General features: G+C 46.9%; 10 protein-coding genes and 1 pseudogene. 8 read left to right on the forward strand and 3 right to left on the reverse strand.

Annotated features, from left to right (window positions below; translation table 11 throughout):
* Window positions 1-68: 68 nt before the first annotated feature.
* The 8 genes and pseudogenes from ISX59_RS15695 to ISX59_RS15730 all read left to right on the forward strand — a co-directional run.
* A pseudogene (locus tag ISX59_RS15695) lies at window positions 69-3,002 on the forward strand (SusC/RagA family TonB-linked outer membrane protein); the annotation flags it as partial.
* 34 nt (window positions 3,003-3,036) lie between these two features.
* Window positions 3,037-4,431 carry a RagB/SusD family nutrient uptake outer membrane protein gene (locus tag ISX59_RS15700; protein WP_022011049.1) on the forward strand — a complete coding sequence of 465 codons (1,395 nt, stop codon included), beginning with the start codon at window positions 3,037-3,039 and terminating at the stop codon, window positions 4,429-4,431.
* 116 nt (window positions 4,432-4,547) lie between these two features.
* The gene (hflX, locus tag ISX59_RS15705) at window positions 4,548-5,801 is read left to right on the forward strand and encodes a GTPase HflX (protein WP_005775357.1); all 1,254 of its coding nucleotides are present in this window, start codon (window positions 4,548-4,550) and stop codon (window positions 5,799-5,801) included.
* Window positions 5,802-5,825: 24 nt separating this feature from the next.
* Window positions 5,826-7,817 (forward strand): DUF4954 family protein, encoded by a 1,992-nt coding sequence (locus ISX59_RS15710; RefSeq protein ID WP_005810566.1) that lies wholly within the window; start codon window positions 5,826-5,828, stop codon window positions 7,815-7,817.
* A 28-nt stretch (window positions 7,818-7,845) separates the two neighbouring features.
* Window positions 7,846-10,359, forward strand: a complete 2,514-nt coding sequence (locus ISX59_RS15715) for a M1 family aminopeptidase (RefSeq protein WP_220576057.1) — start codon at window positions 7,846-7,848, stop codon at window positions 10,357-10,359.
* Window positions 10,360-10,802: 443 nt separating this feature from the next.
* Complete coding sequence (locus ISX59_RS15720; protein WP_005775362.1) at window positions 10,803-12,449, forward strand: fumarate hydratase; 1,647 nt, start codon at window positions 10,803-10,805, stop codon at window positions 12,447-12,449.
* 132 nt (window positions 12,450-12,581) lie between these two features.
* Window positions 12,582-13,727: an acyltransferase gene (locus ISX59_RS15725; RefSeq protein ID WP_220576058.1), complete on the forward strand. Its 1,146-nt coding sequence runs from the start codon at window positions 12,582-12,584 to the stop codon at window positions 13,725-13,727.
* Window positions 13,728-13,751: 24 nt separating this feature from the next.
* On the forward strand, window positions 13,752-15,908 hold the full coding sequence (locus ISX59_RS15730) for an alpha-N-acetylglucosaminidase (RefSeq protein WP_032530236.1): 2,157 nt from the start codon (window positions 13,752-13,754) through the stop codon (window positions 15,906-15,908).
* An 83-nt stretch (window positions 15,909-15,991) separates the two neighbouring features.
* Here the strand turns inward: ISX59_RS15730 and ISX59_RS15735 are convergent, their stop codons facing one another.
* From ISX59_RS15735 to ISX59_RS15745, 3 genes are all read right to left on the reverse strand, one after another.
* Entirely contained in the window at window positions 15,992-17,647 is a 1,656-nt protein-coding gene (locus ISX59_RS15735; RefSeq protein WP_005775365.1) for an amino acid permease, read from the reverse strand.
* A gap of 257 nt (window positions 17,648-17,904) precedes the next feature.
* The gene (locus ISX59_RS15740) at window positions 17,905-19,230 is read right to left on the reverse strand and encodes a TolC family protein (protein WP_022011044.1); all 1,326 of its coding nucleotides are present in this window, start codon (window positions 19,228-19,230) and stop codon (window positions 17,905-17,907) included.
* On the reverse strand, window positions 19,227-22,262 hold the full coding sequence (locus tag ISX59_RS15745) for an efflux RND transporter permease subunit (RefSeq protein ID WP_005775368.1): 3,036 nt from the start codon (window positions 22,260-22,262) through the stop codon (window positions 19,227-19,229). The genes ISX59_RS15740 and ISX59_RS15745 overlap by 4 nt, the downstream gene beginning before the upstream one ends.
* Window positions 22,263-22,272: the final 10 nt, after the last annotated feature.

The raw sequence follows: 22,272 nt of genomic DNA on the forward strand, positions 1-22,272 counted from the left end.
TTTTTACTAAGTTCAATATCGTTGTATAATACGCACATTATAAGCGTTTTAGCAAACACTACAGTTCTGCAAAGACTTTGCAGATTTCGTATATCGGTATGCAGACTGCTGAGGTAGCAATTGCACCTAATATTAAAGTGATATTAAAGACTGATTCTAAGGCACTTGATGAAGTGGTAGTAGTAGCTTATGGAACACAAAGTGCACGTACTGTGACTGCATCTGTGTCTTCTGTAAAGGCAGATGCTTTGAAAGATGTACCGAGTGTAAGTTTTGATCAGATGCTTCAAGGGCGTGCATCGGGTGTCAGTATCACTACTCCGTCGGCCGGTGTAGGACAGGCTCCGATTGTGAGAGTGCGTGGTGTGAACTCAATCACTTCCGGAACTTCTCCTTTATATGTAGTCGATGGTGTGCCCATTGAATCGGGTAACCTTTCTTATTTGGCTAATGCCAATGCATTGGCCGATATTAATCCTGCTGATATTGTGTCTATGGATGTTTTGAAAGATGCGGCTGCGGCTGCATTGTATGGTTCGCGTGCTGCGAATGGGGTTATTTTGATTACTACTAAACAAGGTCAAAGTGGTAAAGTCAAAGTGAGCTATGATGGTTTTGTGGGTTTCTCAAATGCGACAGATTTTTATGAAATGATGAATGCCCAGGAATACGTGGACTTTAAGAATTTGGCTGTAAAGAACCGTTATGGGACGGATGAATTGTCACTGACTGCCGGTTATGTTTCTCCTTATGGTAACAAAGCATTCAATATGATGAAAGATGCCAATGGCAACTATGTAGATACAGATTGGAAAGATGCTGCATTCCAAAACGGATTGTCACAAAGTCATTCTGTTGCCGTAAGTGGCGGATCGGATAAAGTGCGGTATTATTTGTCTGGTAACTATACAACTCAGGAGGGGATTGTAAAAGGCGACAAGTATGACCGTTTAGGGGTGAAGGCTAACATTAATGTACAGGCTACTGACTGGTTAAAAGTAGGAATGAACACCAACGTAACAACCGGGACAACTTCTTATGTAGATGCTGCCCGTAGAGGTTCTAACTTTGCCGTTGGAGGGTTCCCGCGTCTGGCATTGATCAATGCCCCTAATTTACCGATGTACAATGAAGATGGTACTCCTTATTATTTAGCTCAAGGTCTGGGTTATGGAGGAAATACTGTGTTTAGTACTTTTTCTAATCCGGCGGCTATTTTATCTTTAGGCAATGGTTTGAGTTCTGATGTAACCCGTTTCATTGGTGTATTTTATGCAGAGGCAACTCCGGTTAAGGGATTGTCATTGAAAACCCAATATGGTGTGGATTATGCCCGTATCGAGGAACAGCGTTTCTGGTCTCCATTGCATGGAGATGGTGTGAACAGTAAAGGTCTGGCAAATGCTTATAACACCAAAAATAACAGATGGACCTGGACAAATACGGCAACTTATAGCTTTTCTTTGGGACAGAATAATTTTAATTTGTTAGCCGGTACGGAGGCATCCGAGAGAAATAACTCTCGTTGGACTGCACAGCGTAAAGATTTACAGGATGATAAATTCATTGTATTTCAGGGACCTTTTGGTTCGGCAACTGCCGGTGGTAGCTTGTCCAACAATACCATGGTCTCTTATTTCGGACGTATCAACTATGATTACGCTTCTAAATACATCGTGTCTCTTAACTACCGTCGCGATGGTTATTCTGCTTTGAGTGAGAAGAATCGTTGGGGTAACTTCGGAGGAGTTTCTGCTGCATGGCGTGTCTCTGAAGAAGCTTTCTTCCAGCCTTTACGCAACGTGGTTGATGACTTGAAAATAAAGGGAAGCTATGGTGTGGTCGGTAACACCGATATTTACGATTATGCTTCAAAGTCATTTTATTCAAGTTATAATTATGGTATAAATGGTACATATGGTTTGGCTCAGATCGCTGACCCGAACTTGAAATGGGAGTCTTCGGAGAAATATAGCATTGGCTTCAATGCCCGATTGCTGAATAGGATCAATGTAGACTTTGACTACTATTATACGAAGTCTTCCGACTTGATTCTGGATGTGCCCCAATCACCTTCTAAAGGTATCCCGGGCAATATAATTACCACTAATGCCGGAAAGATGAGGAACAGCGGTATTGAATTGACCGTTTCTGCCGATGTGATAAAAAACAGTGATTTTACTTGGGAAACGAGCTTTAACATCACTACTAACAAGAATAAGGTTATTTCACTGGCTGATGGCGTGGAGAATATTCTTAAAGGAGATAATGGCGGTTTAGAAATTACGAATATCACAGTACCCGGAAAGTCTATCGGACGTCTGTATCTGTACCCGACTGCCGGAGTAGATCCCAAATCGGGTCGTAGAGTGTTTATCACTCCGGAAGGTGACAGAACCTTACTGATGTTTGAAAAAGGGGGGTGGTTCTATGAAGACGGAACAGAATATGCCGGTGAATTTGAACCTGTTGATTGTGGAAATACACTTCCTACCTGGTACGGTGGGTGGACCAATAACTTTAAATATAAAGGTTTCGATCTTTCTTTGTTCTTCCAATTCTCGGGAGGTAATAAGATTTATAACGGAACCAAAGCCAGTGTGAGTGATATGCGTTACTGGAATAACTCTAAAGACGTTTATAATAAGTATTGGACTCCGGAACGTACCCATGCAGAGTATCCTATGCCGATATACGGTGATAATTATTCTAATGGTTCGGCATTGCCTATCAGCGACTTAGTGGAAAGAGGAGATTATTTGCGTCTGAAGAATGTGTCACTGGGTTATACGTTCAATACAAAGAACTGGTCGAAAGCGGTAGGAATCTCTGCGCTCCGTCTCTATGTTCAGGCTCAGAATCTGTTTGTGATTACAGGATACAGCGGCATGGATCCCGAAACACTTACCAATGTAGAAAGTGCTACTTTAGCCGGTGGTACGGATAAGAATACTTTGCCTCAGGCACGCACGTATACAATCGGTGTGAACCTGACATTCTAATATGGTTTTATATTAACAGATAAAAGAAACTACAATGAAAAAGATAATTATATTTTCGACATTATGCGCTTCTCTCTTTTTAGGTAGTTGCAGCAGCAGCTTCCTCGATCAGGAGCCTCCATTATATGTAAACGAGAACGATATTTTCACAAGCCCTACCCGAATAGAGGCTACTCTGAACGGCTTGTATGCTGCAATCAAGAACACAGGGACTAAGTCTTTGATGGGAGGTAAGTCCTATATGGTGTTTGACAATAGGGGAGATGATGTTATCAATATCTCCAACAACTTGGTGACTTTGTTCAATACCTATAATATGAATGTGGGCATTACGGATGCCGAGAATGCTGACACCTGGACATACGCTTATCTGGCCATCAATAAAGTAAATACTTTCCTCCAGTCTCTTGAAGGTGCCAAAGAAGTTGCCGGTGAAAATTATGACCGCTATGTGCAGGAAGCTAAGTTTGTCAGAGCTTTGGCATACTATTATCTGAATAATTTGTATCCGACTCCATATTCTGTAAATCCCGATGCAAAATCTGTTCCGTTGCGTCTTACTGCCGAGGCCGGAACCGAAAATAACAATATGCCTCGCTCTACAGTAAAGCAGATTTATGACCACATTCTGTCTGATCTGGAAAACATTTCGGCATTAAATACCGAAGTGAATACCTATGCAGGAGTTACACATGCTACTCAGGCCGCTGCCAACATGCTTAAGATGAGAGTTTATATGGCAATGAACGAATGGGACAAAGCCATTGCAGCCGGAGAGTTAGTGACCGGATATAGTTTGCCGGAAGACGTAACATTGATTTATAAGGCCCCGTATTTCAGTCAGGAGAGCATTTTCTCTTTGCCGATGGCAGATACCAACATCCCGAATACACAGCAGTCGTTGGCAGAATATTATTATGATGGTAAGATCATGTTGATTGATACGAAAAGCGGAATTATGTCAAAGCCTGATTATTCGTTGGCTACCGACAAGCGTATTATCGCCTTTAAAGGGGAGAAAGACTTGTTGTTGAAGTTTACGGATGCAAAAACTAAATTGCAGTGGGTGCCCATTTTCCGCTATGCCGAAACTTTGCTCGACCTTGCCGAATGTTATGCCAACAAGGCCGGAGGTGAAGCTACTGCCAAAAGCCTGTTGAAACAAGTCAGAGGACGTTCGGTAGATGCAGCTACGGATCCGTTGAAGATCGATAACTTGACGGGTGATGCACTGAAAGAAGCTATTTACAACGAGAAACGCCTTGAGTTTATAGGCGAGGGTATCCGTGGTATTGATATTATGAGACGTGGGGAACGTTTCATTAAGGTGGGTGCGAATGAAACAATTAATGTGGGTCCGTCCGATGAAAAATATACTTGGCCGATACCTCAGGTTGAGTTGCTGCTGAATAAAGATATTAATAAATAAATAGTCAATAAATAATAAAGAATCGCTCAGGTAGAAACACTTGGGCGATTTTTTCTTTTAGTATGTTACGAAAATAGCTATATTTGCCGCCATATTATAATAAGGTATAAAGTAGAATGAAAGAATTTGTAATATCCGAAGCCAAAGTCGAAACTGCTGTTCTGGTAGGTCTCATCACTCAGACACAGGATGAACGCAAGACCAATGAATATCTGGACGAGCTGGCATTCCTGGCTGAGACAGCCGGGGCGGAAGTGGTGAAAAGGTTTACGCAGAAGTTGCCGACGGCTAACTCGGTGACTTATGTGGGAAAAGGAAAACTGGAAGAAATTAAAGAATATATAAGAACAGAGGCTGAAGAGGACCGGGAAGTGGGAATGGTCATCTTTGATGACGAACTCTCGGCCAAGCAGATACGTAACATCGAAGCTGAACTGCAAGTGAAGATACTGGACCGTACTTCACTGATTCTTGATATATTTGCCATGCGTGCCCAGACGGCTAATGCCAAGACTCAGGTAGAATTGGCGCAATATAAATACATGTTGCCCCGTCTGCAACGTCTCTGGACTCACCTTGAACGTCAGGGTGGTGGTTCCGGAAGTGGTAAAGGAGGTTCGGTAGGTCTTCGTGGCCCGGGTGAAACTCAGTTGGAGATGGACCGCCGTATCATCCTTAACCGTATGTCACTGCTTAAGGAGCGTCTCGCCGAAATAGATAAGCAGAAGTCTACCCAACGTAAGAACCGCGGACGCATGATCCGTGTAGCTTTGGTAGGTTACACCAATGTGGGCAAATCGACCATGATGAATCTGTTGGCGAAGAGTGAAGTCTTTGCTGAAAACAAGCTGTTTGCCACACTCGATACGACGGTACGCAAGGTGATTATCGATAATTTGCCTTTCTTGCTTTCCGATACGGTCGGGTTCATCCGTAAGTTACCTACTGACCTGGTGGATTCCTTTAAGTCTACCCTCGACGAAGTACGTGAGGCCGATCTGCTGGTTCATGTTGTGGACATTTCGCATCCAGGATTTGAAGAGCAGATAGAGGTGGTGAATAAAACACTGGCCGACATCGGTGGAGGTGGAAAACCAATGATTTTAATATTTAATAAGATAGACGCCTATACCTATGTAGAAAAGGCGCCGGACGACCTTACCCCCAAAACAAAGGAGAACTTGACACTCGAAGAACTGATGAAAACATGGATGGCTAAGATGGAAGATAACTGTCTGTTCATCTCCGCCCGTGAGAAAATCAATATAGACGAACTGAAGAGTGTGGTTTATCAGCGAGTGAAAGAATTGCACGTGCAGAAGTATCCCTATAACGACTTTCTCTATCAGACCTACGACGACGAAGAGTAACTTGTAGTTTGTAATAAGAGGATTATGGGAAAGACTTACCGTAGACTGACTGAAGATGAAATTCTTCAGTTGAAGAGCCAGTCGTGTCTGGCTGATGACTGGAACCATGTTGCGGTCGCTGAAGAGTTCACAACCGAATTTGTGCATCACACCCGTTTCTCGGGAGAGGTGAAACTGGGCGTTTTCCACTCGGACTTTATCTTGCCGGGAGGAATCAGGAAACATTCCGGGCTGAGGCATGTCACCTTGCACAATGTAATTGTGGGCGACAACTGTTGCATTGAGAATATCCAGAATTACATTGCCAACTACGAGATAGGAAACGACACTTTCATTGAGAATGTAGATATTATTCTGGTGGATGGTCTGACTCAGTTCGGTAATGGAGTAGAGGCCGCTGTGCTGAACGAAACGGGAGGTCGCGAAGTGTTGATCAATGATAAACTATCTGCTCATCAAGCTTATATTCTGGCTCTTTACCGGCACCGTCCGGAACTGATCAGCCGGATGAAGGCGATCACTGACTATTACTCCAACAAGCATGCTTCTGCGATGGGGACCATCGGCAGCCATGTGATGATTCTCAATACCGGTTCTATCAAGAATGTGCGTATTGGCGATCATTGCCGGATTTGCGGAACCTGCCGTCTTTACAACGGAAGTATTAACAGCAATGAAGCCGCTCCGGTACATATCGGGCATGGTGTCATTTGCGATGACTTTATTATTTCCTCCGGTTCTCATGTGGACGATGGAGCTATGCTGACCCGTTGCTTCGTTGGGCAAGCCTGTCAGTTGGGACACAACTACTCTGCTTCCGATTCCCTGTTTTTCAGTAATTGCCAGGGAGAGAACGGTGAAGCATGTGCCATCTTTGCCGGTCCGTATACCGTAACCCATCATAAGTCTACCTTGCTGATAGCCGGTATGTTTTCGTTTATGAATGCCGGTTCGGGGTCGAACCAGAGTAATCATATGTATAAACTGGGACCGATTCATCAGGGGACGTTGGAAAGAGGAGCTAAGACTACTTCCGATTCATACATTTTATGGCCGGCGCGTGTAGGGGCTTTTTCATTGGTGATGGGGCGTCATGTGAATCATGCCGATACCTCGAACCTGCCTTTCTCTTACCTGATCGAGCAGCAGAATACGACTTATCTGGTGCCGGGAGTCAATCTGCGCAGTGTCGGGACTATCCGCGATGCCCAGAAGTGGCCGAAGCGTGACAAACGTACGGACCCGAACCGCCTGGACTATATAAACTACAACCTTCTGAGTCCATATACTATCCAGAAGATGTTCAAGGGGCGCTCTATACTGAAAGAGCTGAAGCGGGTGTCCGGCGAGACATCGGAGATCTATTCTTACCAAAGTGCAAAAATCAAGAACTCTTCGCTGAATAGCGGCATACGCTATTACGAAATAGCTATCCATAAGTTTCTTGGTAATTCCATCATTAAGCGTCTTGAGGGGATTAACTTCAGAGATAATGAAGAGATACGCCGGCGTCTGAAACCGGATACCGAAATCGGAGTAGGCGAGTGGGTGGATATTGCCGGTTTGATTGCTCCGAAAAGTGAAGTGGAAAAACTGATTACCGGTATCGAAAGTGGTGAGATCGATCGTTTGAAGAGTATGAATGCCCGTTTTGCCGAGATGCACGATAACTATTATACTTACGAATGGACGTGGGCTTACCATAAGATACAGGAATTTTATGGTCTGAACCCCGAAACCATTACAGCAAAAGATGTTATCGCTATCGTCCGTGCTTGGCGTGAAGCAGTGGTCGGACTGGACCGCATGGTGTATGATGACGCACGCAAGGAATTCTCACTTTCGTCTATGACGGGCTTTGGTGCCGACGGCTCACGCGATGAAATGAAGCTGGATTTCGGTCAGGTACGTGGCGATTTTGAGAGTAATCCGTTTGTCACTGCCGTGCTGCAACACATTGATGATAAGACTGCTCTGGGTGAGGAGCTGATTAACCGTATCGGGCAACTGGCGTGACGGAATTACGAGCTACAATATATTTGCTATGAAAATACACATTTTATTTGGAATGATCGGGTTCTTCCTGCTGACCGGATGTTGCCGGACAGCAGAGAAGAACCCTCGTTTTTATGATGCCGGCGTTTCTAAAGAGCTTGCCGATCATCGTAAAGCCGAGATTAAGAATTTGAAGTATGAACTCAGTTTCAGCATTCCACGGCAGAAGGAGACACCTATTGACGGTGATATCACCTTGCGCTTCGACCTTGCTGCCGCTCAGGAAGTCCTGATTGATTTTCGTGAGGAGCGTGGAAAAATTAAAGAAGTCATTGCCAATGGAAAACCGGTAAGTGATGTGCGCTTTGAGAACGAACACATTATTCTGCCTGCTTCGCTGACAGCGAAAGGGGCGAATGACATACAGATTCGTTTCATTGCCGGCAATCAGTCGCTGAACAGGAACGATGAATACCTCTATACGTTGCTCGTTCCCGACCGTGCCCGTACCGTCTTTCCTTGCTTTGAGCAGCCCAACCTAAAAGCCGAGTTTACTTTAAAGCTTGAGGTTCCGGCCGACTGGAAAGCTGTTTCCAACACATACGTCCGGAGTGAAACAGTAGCCGGTGACCGTAAAACCGTTTGTTTTGCACCGACCGAACCACTCAGTACTTATCTCTTTTCGTTTGTGGCCGGAAAATTGGAGCGACAGGAGTATACTCAGGACGGGCGTACTATCGCTGCCTATTATCGTGAGACCGACCCTAAGAAAATAGCACAGTTGGATATTGTTTTCAGACAAGTCATGGCATCACTTCACTGGCTTGAAGAGTATACAGGGATCGCATATCCGTTTGCCAAATATGATTTCATCGTTCTTCCCGGTTTTCAGTTTGGCGGAATGGAACATACAGGAGCTACCTTATATAATGATAACGGGATTTTCCTGAGCGAACATCCCACTCCGGACGAGGAGTTGAACCGGGCGGAATTGATTGCGCACGAGACCTCTCACATGTGGTTTGGCGATCTTGTAACGATGGATTGGTTTGACGATGTATGGACCAAGGAAGTTTTTGCCAATTATTTTGCTGCCCGGATTGTCGAACCCTTATTTCCGGAGATCAATCATACCCTGAATAAGCTCAAGACTTTTAATGCCGCTTCTCTTACCGAGGACCGTACTTTGGGGACAAATGCCATCCGGCAGCCACTTGATAATCTGCGTAATGCCGGGCTGATCTATGGGCAGATCATCTATAACAAGGCTCCCGTGATGATGGAGAAACTGGTTGACAGGATGGGTGAAGCCAACTTCCGGAGTGGTATACAGGAGTATCTGAAAACCTATTCGTACGCTAATGCCACTTGGGACGATCTGATTCGCATTTTAGACGGCAAGGCGCCCGAAGATTTGGCAACTTTCAGTGATGTGTGGGTGAACCGGAAAGGAATGCCTACGCTGAACTTCCGGATCGATGGACAAGAATTGGAGGTCCGTCAGAGTGATCCTTATAACCGTGGTTTGCTTTGGCCGCAGCGTTTTGCCGTCACTCTTTGCGGAGAGCGCGATTCGGTGTTGCGGGTGAATATGACGGATACTTTGGTTCGGATACAGCTTCCTTTTGTACCTTCGTTGGTGTTGCCCAATACCGATGGCAGAGGTTATGGCTTGTTCGTTCCCGACGAATCTGCTTTGAAGTGGCTGTTGGCACATTGGTGGGAGGTAAAAGACGATACGGCACGCCAATCACTCTTGATGACACTTTATGAGAATTACCTGGCTAAACATATTTCGGCGGACGACTGGACAAACAGCCTGTTGGCAGGGCTTCCTGCAGAAAAGAACGCTCTGGTGGCGTCTACAGTGAGTGGTTATTTGGCGGGTGCCATGCGGCGGGTAGCTCCGGCACAGATAGCAGAGGTTGAGGCGCGGGTCTATGCCATCAGCCGGAATCATCCGTTGCCTTCGTGCCGGGTGCAGTTGCTGCGTTATTTTATGCAGAATGCGACTTCCCAACCTATGGTGAAGGAACTGTATGCCTTGTGGCAGGAGCAATCGGACAAACGGTTGAACCAACAGGATTACACGACTTTGGCTTACGAACTTGCCATCCGCCTGCCTGCCGAAAGTGAACAGATATTACGTACACAACGGGCACGGATTGATGATCCGGACCGTCTGCGCCAGTTCGATTTTATTTCACGGGCGGTCGTATCCGATACCGCACGGCTCGATACTTTGTTCAACAGCCTGCTTGTAGCGGAAAACCGGCGGATAGAGCCTTGGACGGCTGCCGTGATACGTTATCTGAACCATCCGTTGCGCGAGGAGCAATCGGTGAAATACATCCGTCCGGGACTCGAGGTGCTGGAGGAAGTACAACGCACAGGAGATATTTTCTTTCCGAAAAACTGGGCCTCGGCCTTGTTGGGCAATCATCTCAGCCGCCCGGCTTATGAAGAAGTGGTGCGTTTCCTGGACGGCCATCCGGATTATTCACCGCTTTTGAAGAACAAGATATTGCAGGCTGCCTATTCCCTGTATCGTGAAAACGATTAAAATAATTCCCGGAATGCTTGACTTTGCCTGTCCGATGTTGTATCTTTGTCAACAGATTCATTACTTATATTCAAATTAGAATGCAGTAGAAGAGGAAGCCCGCAAAGCTTCCTCTTTTTTTGTACCCTTATCTCCCGGTGTCCCGGAGCCGGGGGCTTTTCTGCTCTTTCCCCGGCTCTCCATGCCCTCGAGACCGTTGCTCCGTGATGTGAAGAGCCTTGCTTCGGCCCAAACAGACGGTTGCATTTGCCCGGACAGACGGTTGCATTCCACAGAAATGAGCCTTTCTTCCGGAGCGGTCTCTTCTTCTTCGTAGAAACGCTCTCCGAACGTTAATAATAAGTAAATCCGCTCTTGACAAAATTCACCACTTTATTCATACTTTGGAAAACTATTCTTACCTTTGCCTCACTAACTAACATTACGTAATAAAATAAAGAGATATGGCAACACCTCCGTTTAAGTATCAACCTATGTTCGAACATGGGGAAGATAAAACCGAGTATTATCTGCTTACCAAAGACTATGTGTCAGTAAGCGAGTTCGAAGGAACACCTGTGCTGAAGGTACAGAAAGAAGGTCTGACAGCTATGGCCAATACCGCTTTCCGTGACGTATCTTTCATGCTTCGCCGCTCACACAACGAGCAGGTGGCAAAGATTCTGAGCGATCCGGAAGCAAGTGATAACGACAAGTACGTGGCATTGACTTTCCTGCGCAACGCTGAAGTGGCTGCCAAAGGCGTGCTTCCTTTCTGTCAGGATACCGGTACGGCCATCATTCATGGTGAAAAAGGACAGCAGGTCTGGACCGGCTATTGCGATGAAGAAGCTCTTTCACTGGGTGTTTATAAAACCTATACGGAAGAAAACCTGCGTTACTCACAGAACGCTCCGCTCAATATGTATGACGAAGTGAACACGAAGTGTAACTTGCCTGCCCAGATCGATATCGAGGCTACAGAAGGCATGGAGTACAAATTCCTGTGTGTGACCAAAGGTGGTGGTTCTGCCAACAAAACATATCTGTATCAGGAGACAAAAGCGATCTTGAATCCGGGTACTCTGGTTCCGTTCTTGGTTGAAAAGATGAAGACACTGGGTACGGCGGCTTGTCCTCCTTATCATATTGCATTCGTAATCGGAGGTACTTCGGCAGAGAAGAACCTGTTGACCGTGAAGCTGGCTTCTACTCACTATTATGACGAGTTGCCTACTACCGGTAACGAATATGGTCGTGCATTCCGCGATGTAGAACTGGAAAAAGAAGTACTTGCAGAAGCTCAAAAGATCGGTTTGGGTGCGCAGTTCGGCGGTAAGTATCTGGCACACGATGTACGCATCATCCGTCTGCCCCGTCACGGTGCGTCTTGTCCGGTGGGTCTGGGAGTGTCTTGTTCTGCCGACCGTAACATCAAATGTAAGATCAATAAAGACGGTATCTGGATCGAGAAACTCGATTCTAATCCGGGTAGCCTGATTCCGGCAGAACTGCGTAACGCAGGCGAAGGTGATGTTGTAAAGATCAACCTGAACCAGCCGATGGCAGATATCCTGAAGGAGCTGACTAAATATCCGGTGGCTACACGCCTGTCACTGAACGGTACGATTATCGTAGGTCGCGACATCGCTCATGCCAAACTGAAAGAACGTCTGGATCGTGGTGAAGATCTGCCTCAGTACATCAAAGATCATCCGATTTACTACGCCGGTCCGGCCAAAACTCCTGCCGGTATGGCTTGCGGTTCTATGGGACCGACTACTGCCGGACGTATGGACTCTTATGTGAACCTGTTCCAGGAACATGGAGGCAGTATGGTGATGTTGGCAAAAGGTAACCGTAGCCAGCAGGTGACTGATGCTTGCCAGAAACATGGCGGCTTCTACCTCGGTTCAATCGGTGGCCCGGCTGCTATCCTCGCCCAGAACAATATCAAGAGCATCGAATGTGTGGAATATCCGGAATTGGGTATGGAGGCTATCTGGAAGATCGAAGTAGAAGACTTCCCCGCATTTATTCTTGTAGATGACAAGGGCAACGACTTCTTCAAGCAAATTAAACCTCGTTGCGGCTCTTGCAGCAACAAATAAGAATATGGTGAGTGGTCATTAATATTGGTTATTTATCATGTTAACTCGAGTGAGAGGCGTCTGTATGCTGTGTTATACAGATGCCTTTCTTATTATAAACACCTTAATCATTATCAGTAAAACAATTCCCCGATGGAACTACAGAAAAATCCTCAACACATTGTCTGGCTGGACGTTGTCCGTTTCGTTGCCATGTTTACCGTTATCTGTTGCCACTGCACGGACCCTTTCAACTTTTATCCGGGCACTGCCCCTAATATTGACGAAATCAAACTTTGGGGTGCCATCTACGGAGCATTGCTTCGTCCTTGCGTACCGCTGTTCGTGATGATTACCGGAGCCCTGCTTCTGCCGGTGCGCGGCGAAGTCTCTGTCTTTTATAAGAAACGTATCCCCCGTGTTTTATGGCCATTCCTCATCTGGTCGGTCATCTACAACCTTTTCCCCTGGATTACCGGTCTGTTGGGCATCAAGCCCGAAATTATTCTCGACTTTTTCCCTTACTCGGGGGAGGAAGTGATGCGCCAGTCGCTGTCCATCTCTTTGGATTACATTGCTCAGATTCCTTTTAATTTCTCCATTGTAGATGTACACATGTGGTATATTTACCTGTTGATCGGTTTATATCTTTATCTTCCCGTCTTCTCTGCCTGGGTGGAGAAAGCATCGGATAAGGCGAAGCTGTGGTTTCTCGGTGCATGGGCTGTCACTCTGTTATTGCCGTACTACAATCAGTTTGTAGCGCAATATCTTTGGGGAACCTGTTCATGGAATGCGTTCGGCATGTTTTATTACTTTGCCGGTTTCAATGGCTATCTGTTATTAGGACACTATCTGCGTAACCTTGACTGGACGTTGGGTAAGATTCTGGCAATCGGTCTGCCAATGTTTGTGATAGGATATGCCGTTACCTTCTTTGGCTTCCGTTACATCACGGCTTTGCCGGAATACAGTGACGAGATGCTTGAGCTCTTCTTCACTTACTGTTCGCTGAATGTAGTGATGATGACCATCCCGGTGTTTATGCTTTGCAAAAAAGTAAATTTCCGTTCGGAGGGAATCAAGAAAGCGCTTGCCAATCTCACTTTGTGTGGTTTCGGTATCTATATGATACACTACTTCTTTACCGGCCCTTCCGTACTGTTGGTACGTACGTTGGGAGTGCCTCTGGGCATTCAGATACCGGTGGCGTCTGTCATGGCATTTGGTGTTTCGTGGCTGATTGTGTGGGCTGTCTATCGTGTGCTGGGCAAGAAGGCGAAATGGATTATGGGATAAAACAGTAATTAAAGCATATTATTTATGAATCGTAAATCAATACTATTAACAATCTTACTTTGTGTTACTTCTTTGACAATGGCTTCTCCGGTGACCGGCTTGTTGGAGCGCATAGACAAAGGAGCTTCGAAGAAGTTTATTATCGAGCAAGTGAAGTCCGGTACCGACTTTTTTGAACTCGATCAGAAGGGTGATAAAGTCGTTATCCGTGGAAACAATTACGTGAGCATCGCTACCGGGTTGAATTGGTATCTGAAGTATTATGCCGGTATCCACCTTTCCTGGAACGGAATGCAGGCAAAACTGCCGGCTGTGCTTCCTCCGGTGACAAAAAAAGAACGGAGAGAAACGACCCTGCCTTACCGTTATGATTTGAACTATTGTACTTTTTCTTATTCCATGGCTTTCTGGGATTGGGACCGATGGGAGAAAGAAATAGACTGGATGGCTTTGCACGGCATCAATATCCCTTTGGCTGTGACCGGGGCGGAGGCTGTGTGGTATAACGTGCTTGATAAGTTGGGATATACCAAAACCGAAATAAATGAGTTCATATCCGGTCCGGGCTTTTTTGCCTGGTGGCTGATGAATAACCTTGAAGGCTGGGGCGGACCTAATCCGGATAGCTGGTATACACAGCAGATTGCTTTACAGAAGAAAATCCTGAAGCGTATGCGTGAATACGGCATCGAACCGGTCCTTCCGGGTTATTGCGGTATGGTGCCCCATAATGCGAAAGAGAAACTCGGATTGAACGTATCCGATCCGGGAACATGGTGTGGCTATCGCCGTCCGGCATTCCTGCAACCAAGCGACCCGCGTTTTGAGGAAATCTCTTCTCTCTACTATAAAGAGCTTGAGAAACTATACGGGAAAGCTGACTTTTACTCCATGGACCCCTTCCATGAAGGAGGCAATACGGCAGGCGTGGATCTCGATGCGGCAGGTAAGGCTGTGATGAAAGCTATGAAGAAGGCCAATCCGAAAGCGGTTTGGGTGGCGCAGGCATGGCAGGCAAATCCACGTCCGAAGATGATTGAGAATCTGGGGGCCGGTGACTTGCTGATACTCGACCTGACCAGTGAATGCCGTCCGCAGTGGGGAGATTCCACTTCCGAATGGTATCGCAAAAACGGATATGGACAGCACGACTGGGTATACTGTATGTTGCTGAACTACGGTGGTAATGTCGGACTGCACGGAAAGATGGATAATGTGATCGATAATTTTTATCTCGCTAAAGCCGATCCGCACGCAGGTTCTACACTTAAAGGTGTGGGGATGACCCCTGAGGGGATAGAGAATAATCCTGTGATGTACGAACTGGTGATGGAACTGCCTTGGCGTGCAGAGCGGTTTACGAAAGAGGAATGGTTGAAGGAGTATGTGAAAGCACGTTACGGTGCAGATGATCCAGTGGTACAGGCTGCCTGGACCAAACTGGCGAACTCCATTTATAACTCACCGAAGAACCTGACGCAGCAAGGTACACACGAATCCGTATTCTGTGCACGTCCGGCGGAAGATGTGTACCAGGTGTCCAGCTGGTCGGAAATGAAAGATTACTACCGTCCGCAAGATGTGATTGAGGCTGCACGCCTGATGGTATCTGTGGCCGATCGTTATAAAGGAAACAATAATTTTGAGTACGATCTGGTGGATATCGTTCGGCAGGCACTCGCAGAGAAGGGCAGGCTGATGCAGAAGGCGGTTACCGCTGCTTACCGGAGTGGTGATAAAGAACTCTTCGGAATGGCTTCTCAGAAGTTCCTGAACCTGATTCTGTTGCAGGATCAGTTGTTGGGTACCCGCCCGGAGTTTCGCGTAGGAAAGTGGATTGAAGAGGCGCGGGCGTTGGGTGGTACATCCGCAGAGAAGGCTTTGTATGAGTGGAATGCCCGTGTGCAGATTACGACCTGGGGCAATCGGAATGCAGCCGATTACGGTGGCCTCCGAGACTATGCTCACAAAGAGTGGAACGGATTACTGAAGGATTTCTATTATATGCGTTGGAAGCTTTATTTCGATTCTCTCTCTCAGAAACTGGAAGGTAAAACCCCGGAGAAAATTGATTTCTATGCAGTGGAAGAACCTTGGGCCAAAGCCACTAATCCCTATTCGGCGGAGGCTGAAGGAGATTGCATTGAAACAGCGAAGCGGGTGATGCAAGCGGTGGAATAGTATATCGCAAAGTTCACCACAGATTACACAGATTATCTACGTAATAAATAATCTGTGTAATCTGTGGTGAACTCGTTTTTAGACTATTTTTGCTTCGCTGTCCCTTTCCAGATACGCATCATATAATATGCGCAATGCGTAAATGCGAAAACAAACGAGATTATCAGCAATACTTTACTTTCGTCCCAACCCACCGTCTGCTGGTGCCATAGCCCGGTGATGACACAAAGCACAGACAGTGCGATACCGATCATGTTCAGTGCCGATTGTCCCCGGCGGTTTTTCACGCCTTGTTCCAGTTTGCTGTGCTTCATACCATAGCCAACGTAAATATCCAACCCGATGAGCATCCACAATACCAGACGTATCCAAGTATCGGCGGGAAGGAAAAGCATCATGCACAGGCAGGTGAGTATTCCTAAAATCGGGACGAGTGGCACAAACGGAGTTTTAAAAGAACGGGGGATATCCGGCATGGTCTTTCGTACTACCAATACGGCGGCACATACCAGTGTGAAAGCCATCAGTGTGCCGATGCTGGTCATCTCTCCTGCAAGGCGTGCCGGGACGAATGCAGCCAATAAACCTACTATCAGCATAAACAGGAGATTGCTGCGTGCCGGTGTGCGAAACTTTTCATTGATGTGCGAGAAGAATGGAGGGAGCAGTCCGTCATGGCTCATACTCAGGAAGACGCGGCTTTGTCCCAGTAAAGTGACCATAATTACAGAACAGTAGCCGAACAGGATGGCAAGAACGATAGCACGGTTCAACCAGGGATAGTCCGGATGGATGATGCCTGCCGCATCGGTATGCCCCATGTGTTCGATGGCAATAGCTACCGGTGCAATGCCCTGCTGTCCGCTAAACTCGGTGTAGTGGGCAACTCCCGTCATTACGTGGGCAAACAACATATAGAGCACAGTACAAACAAGGAGTGATACCAGGATACCGATCGGCATATTTCGTTTCGGGTTCTTTGTTTCCTGGGCGGCCGTACTGACGGCATCGAATCCTAAAAAAGCAAAAAAGACAATGGCTGCCCCACGTAAGACACCCGAAATCCCATACTCTCCAAGTGTGCCTGTATTGGCGGGAATGTATGGAGTATAGTTATCCGCATTGATATATTTCCAGCCCAATACGACAAAAATAGCGATCACCGATACTTTGAGGAATACTACGATACCGTTAAAGATGGAGCTGCCTTCCGTACCGCGAATCAGGAAGATACTCATCAGTACCACGATCAGGAATGCAGGGATATTGACGATTCCTCCATCCCACGGGCAGGCGGTTAGTGCTTGCGGAAGATGTATGTTGAGCCCTTCAAGGAAGACCACGAGGTATCTGCTCCAACTGATACTGACAGTGGTAGCCGCTACTGTATATTCAAGGACAAGGTCCCAACCGATGATCCAGGCAATCAGTTCGCCCATGGTGGCATATGAGTAGGTATAGGCACTTCCGGCAACCGGAATCATGGAAGCAAATTCCGCATAGCAGAGTCCTGCAAAACAGCATCCCAGTGCGGCAATGGCAAATGAAAGTGTAATGGCCGGTCCTGTATAGCCTGCTGCTACGGTTCCGGTGATTGAGAAGAGTCCTGCTCCGATAATGACACCGACACCCAGTGCTACCAGACTCCAGGGGCCTAATACTCGTTTCAATGATTTACTTCCTGACGCATTGGCCTCTGCCAACAGGGCTTCAAAGGGTTTCTTTATGAATAATCCCATCTTTCTGTTTCTTTTTTTACTTAGTTGTACGTGGTACACAAAGAGTCGTGGGAAATATCGCTTGGTTTGCCCGCCGTACTCTTGTGATTGGATTGGCTGCAAAGATAAGCAATCTGAACGGGCGATACAAGGCTTCTTTTGTATTAAAACAAACAGTTCCGTCGGTTTAAAAGGTGGGGGTGTGTCAAAAGTCTTTCCCTCTGTGGTAAGTTTTGACACACCCCCGAATGTTGTAAGGAGAAGGGCAAAGTGTACGTTTAGTCCAGATATTTTGTTATTTTCCCACTGATCTGTAGCAGGGAGATTTCGCATAACTTAGTGTCATATTCCGCAGACAGAATTCGCTCTTCCGCATCCAGCAGACTCTTCTGTGCTTCACGCATTTCGATACCCGAGAGGTTTCCTAACATATATCGTTCCATGGCTATCTCGTGGTTCTCTTTGGCAGCCACCAGGTTTTGCCGTTCCAGTTTCAGCATTTGCAGATTATTCTGGTAGGCTTGCCACAGATTGCTAAGGTCCGCTTTCAGTCCTTGTTCCAGCTGCTCCCGTTGCAGACGGGCGTTTTTGATGGCGATACGTGCGTTGTTCTTTTCGCGACGGCGGTTTCCGTCGAAGATATTGAATCCGATTGTTACCCCGAAGTTGGCGCCCAGATTGCCTCTTTGGCTATTGGAGGCAATGTCGTATTTATTAAAGGTATAGCCATATCCGGTATTCATTTTGAGGTATGGGTAGTTACGCGAGTTTACCTTTTTATAGTCCAGCATGGCGAGTGTATTGTTCTGTTCGGCTTTCAGCAATGAAGCGTTGGTCAGTAGAGTGGCGTTCCATAATTCTTCGAACCGGAGTCCTGCGTTAACTTTAATGATACTGTCTTCTATCACAATCGGCTGGTCCACATCTTCATTGGCCATCAGTTCGTTCAGCTGGATGCGCGACGTATGCAGCAATTCCTGTTGCTTCATATACTTGGCACTGTCAGCATTGAAGTCTACTTTGGCCTGTTGATAGTCCAGGCGGGAGAAGTTACCGATGTGATAACGTTCTTCCACGATTCGCAGGCGTTCTTTTGACAAGGATACGGCGTAGCGGAAGTTCTGAAGGCGGATTTTCTGTTGAACGTAATTGTAGTATTCGGCTGCAAGGTTAGCTATCAGGTCTTCGATGGCAATACGGGTATTGGTTTCTCCCTGTCGTTCCAACTCTTTCAGCTTTTGATAATTGGCAGTGATGTTGAAGCCGTCGAAGATAGTCCAGTTCAGGTTCAGCCCCACGTTAACGGTCTGGTCGAAGACACCGTTTTCTTTTACCGACTCCCCGGTAGCCCGGACCTTGGTGTTGGTATTGTCCACAGTTCCTGTATAACCGGCCGTTAGGTCGAGGGTAGGCAGGTAGCCGGCATTACCCGGCGTAGCGTTATTTTTGCTTACTTGCTCTTCGTTACGGACTATTTGCAGGGAATAATTATTCTGGAGGCCGTACTCCAGGCAGGATTTTAGAGTATAAATTTGTGGCTGTTGTGCTTGCAGACCCAAAGGGGTGCAGCACAATGCTATGATAAATAGGGCAATCTGTTTCATTCTCTCTTTAATTTATTACTTCGGTTCGTCGAAATATAACTGTAAATAGCGGGTACGATGTACATAGTCAGCAAGGTAGATACCAACATACCTCCCACAACAGCCGTACCCATTGCAATGCGCTGGTTACAACCTTCACCTGAGGCGAACGCCAGCGGGATCAATCCTAAGATGGTAGAAGCACTTGTCATCAGGATGGGACGCAGACGTTGCAATGCCGCATCCTTGATAGCTGTCAGTTTGTCTTCACCTGTTTCCTGTTTCTGATTGGCAAACTCCACGATCAGGATACCGTTCTTGGCTACCAGGCCGATCAGCATAATAATGCCGATCTGACTGAAGATGTTCATCGTGATACCGCCGAAGTACATGAATACCAGTGCACCGGCGATGGCCAGAGGTACAGTCAGCATGATGATCAGCGGATCCTTGAAACTTTCGAACTGTGCCGCCAGGATCAGGTAAATCAGCACAATGGCCAGGATAAAGGCAAACATCAGGCTTGAAGAACTTTCACGGTACTCCTTCGAATCACCGGTCAGTGCCGTACGGAACGTGTCGTCCAAAGTCTCTTTGGCTATCTTGTCCATCTCGTCCAGTCCCTGTCCGATGGTCTTGCCCTCCGCCAGTCCGGCGGAAACAGTAGCCGACACGAAACGGTTGTAACGATACAGCTTGGGAGGTGCGATGCCGTCGGTCAACTCGATCAGATTGTCAAGCTGTACCATGTCTCCTTTGTCACTGCGGATGTAGATTGCTTTCAGGTTGGCAGGCGTATTGCGTTGTTGACGGTTGATTTCTCCTAAGATTTCATATTGCTTACCGTTCATATAGAAGTATCCCATACGCTGTCCGCTCAATCCGTATTGCAGGGTTTGGGCAATGTTGCGGGTACTTACCCCCATTATACTGGCTTTATCGCGGTTGATATTGATACGTGCCTCCGGTTTGCTGAATTTCAGGTCTACGTCCGCCATCTGGAATACTGGATTTTCGTATACCTTGGCCATGAACTTAGGCAGTACTTCCTGTAGTTTCTCGATATTGGTAGCCTGCAACACATATTGTACGGGCATGCCGCCACGCCGTCCGCCAAAAGAAGACGACTGCTGGACGAACGAGCGCGCCATCGTCTTTTTCTGTACTGCCGCCGATAGCTTTTCGGCAATGTCCATCTGTGTATAGTCACGATCCTTCATATCTTTCAGCGTGATGCGTACATTACCGCTACCACTCGATACACGGGCTGTTACCGACTCTGCATCCGGTACGATCGAGTCTACCAGATCGTTTATGTCTTCCGTATAGTCACGAATGTACTCGTATGTCACACCTTCAGCACCACGGGTGTTGATACTTATTTGTGAGCGGTCTTCCAGCGGAGCCATTTCTGCAGGAATGTGGTTCCATAAGAAAGCGATGATACCGATTGTGATGGCTACAAAAGGTAAGGAAATCCAGCGCTTGTTGAGGAAAGCAGCCAGTGAACGACTGTACAGACGGTTCATTCCTTCGAAGAAGGGTTCTGTTTTCATATAGAACCAGTTTTGTTTTTCCCGTTTTACCAACAGTTTGGTGGCAAGCATCGGAGTAAAGGTCAGGGCTGCGAATGAAGAGATAATCACCGATCCGGAAACTACAATACTGAATTCACGGAACAGGCGTCCTGTCATACCCTCCATAAAAACGATGGGGAAGAACACGGCCACCAGCGTAATGGTGGTGGAGATGACGGCAAAGAAAATCTCTTTTGCTCCTTCGATGCCGGCTTCTTTCGGAGGCATACCTTTCTCTATGCGTACATAGATGTTTTCGGTCATCACAATAGCGTCGTCTACCACCAGACCTACCGCCAACACGACCGCCAGCATGGAGAGTACATTGATGGAGAAGTCCGCCAGATACATGACGAAGAAGGCACCGATCAGTGATACCGGGATTACGATACAGGGAACCAGCGTCACCCGCCAGTCGCGCAGGAAAAGGAAAATAATGATGATAACCAGGATGAAGGCTACATAAACCGTCTCTTTTACCTCATAGATGGATGCACGGATAAACTTGGTGTTATCGAATCCGTAAGAATACTTCACGTCTTCGGGAAGGTCTTTCTGCATCTTCTCCATGCGTTCGTACACTGCGTCGGCTATCTTGATATGATTGGCACCAGGTTGTGGGATTACGACGATACCTACCATCGGTACTCCGTTCATCTTCATATAGCTTTTGATATCGGCCGGCCCCAGTTCGGCGCGGCCTATGTCACTGAAACGGATAATACGGTCGTTCTCTTCTTTGATGATCAGGTTATTGAATTCTTCTGCGGTGTGCATCAACCCCAAGGTACGGATGGTGAGCTCTGTCGTATTTCCTTCGATACTGCCCGAAGGAAGTTCGACATTTTCTTTGTCTACTGCATTCTTTACGTCGATAGGGGTGATCCCATAACCCGACATCTTGATAGGATCGAGCCATAAGCGCATGGAGTAGCGCTTTTCTCCCCAAATGGAAACGCTACTTACGTCGGAGATGGTTTGTAATTGCTCTTTTACGGTCAGGTCGGCAATTTCACTGAGTTCCAGCAAGGAGCGTTTGTCACTTTGCAGAGCTACCATCAGGATAGGAGTAGCATCGGCATCTGCCTTCGAAACAGTAGGAGGGTCACAGTCGCGCGGCAGGTAGCGCTGGGCACGGGATACTTTGTCGCGTACGTCATTGGCTGCTGTTTCCAGATCGACGGACAGCTCGAACTCTACCGTGATACGGCTTTGTCCCTGCTGGCTGACGCTGGACAACGAACGGATACCCGGAATACCATTGATGTTCTGTTCCAGGGGTTCGGTAATCTGATTCTCGATTACATCGGCATTAGCACCCGGATAGGAGCAGGATACTGAGATTATAGGATTATCTACAGACGGATACTCCCGGACACCCAGGTAGTTGTACCCGATCAGTCCAAAGAGTAAAATGATGATGGTCAATACCGTTGAGAGTACCGGCCGTCGTATGCTTAATTCGGATATATTCATAAGGCGGTCG

The organism is Bacteroides sp. FSHCM14E1 (genome assembly GCF_019633785.1).
Lineage (GTDB): Bacteria > Bacteroidota > Bacteroidia > Bacteroidales > Bacteroidaceae > Bacteroides > Bacteroides hominis.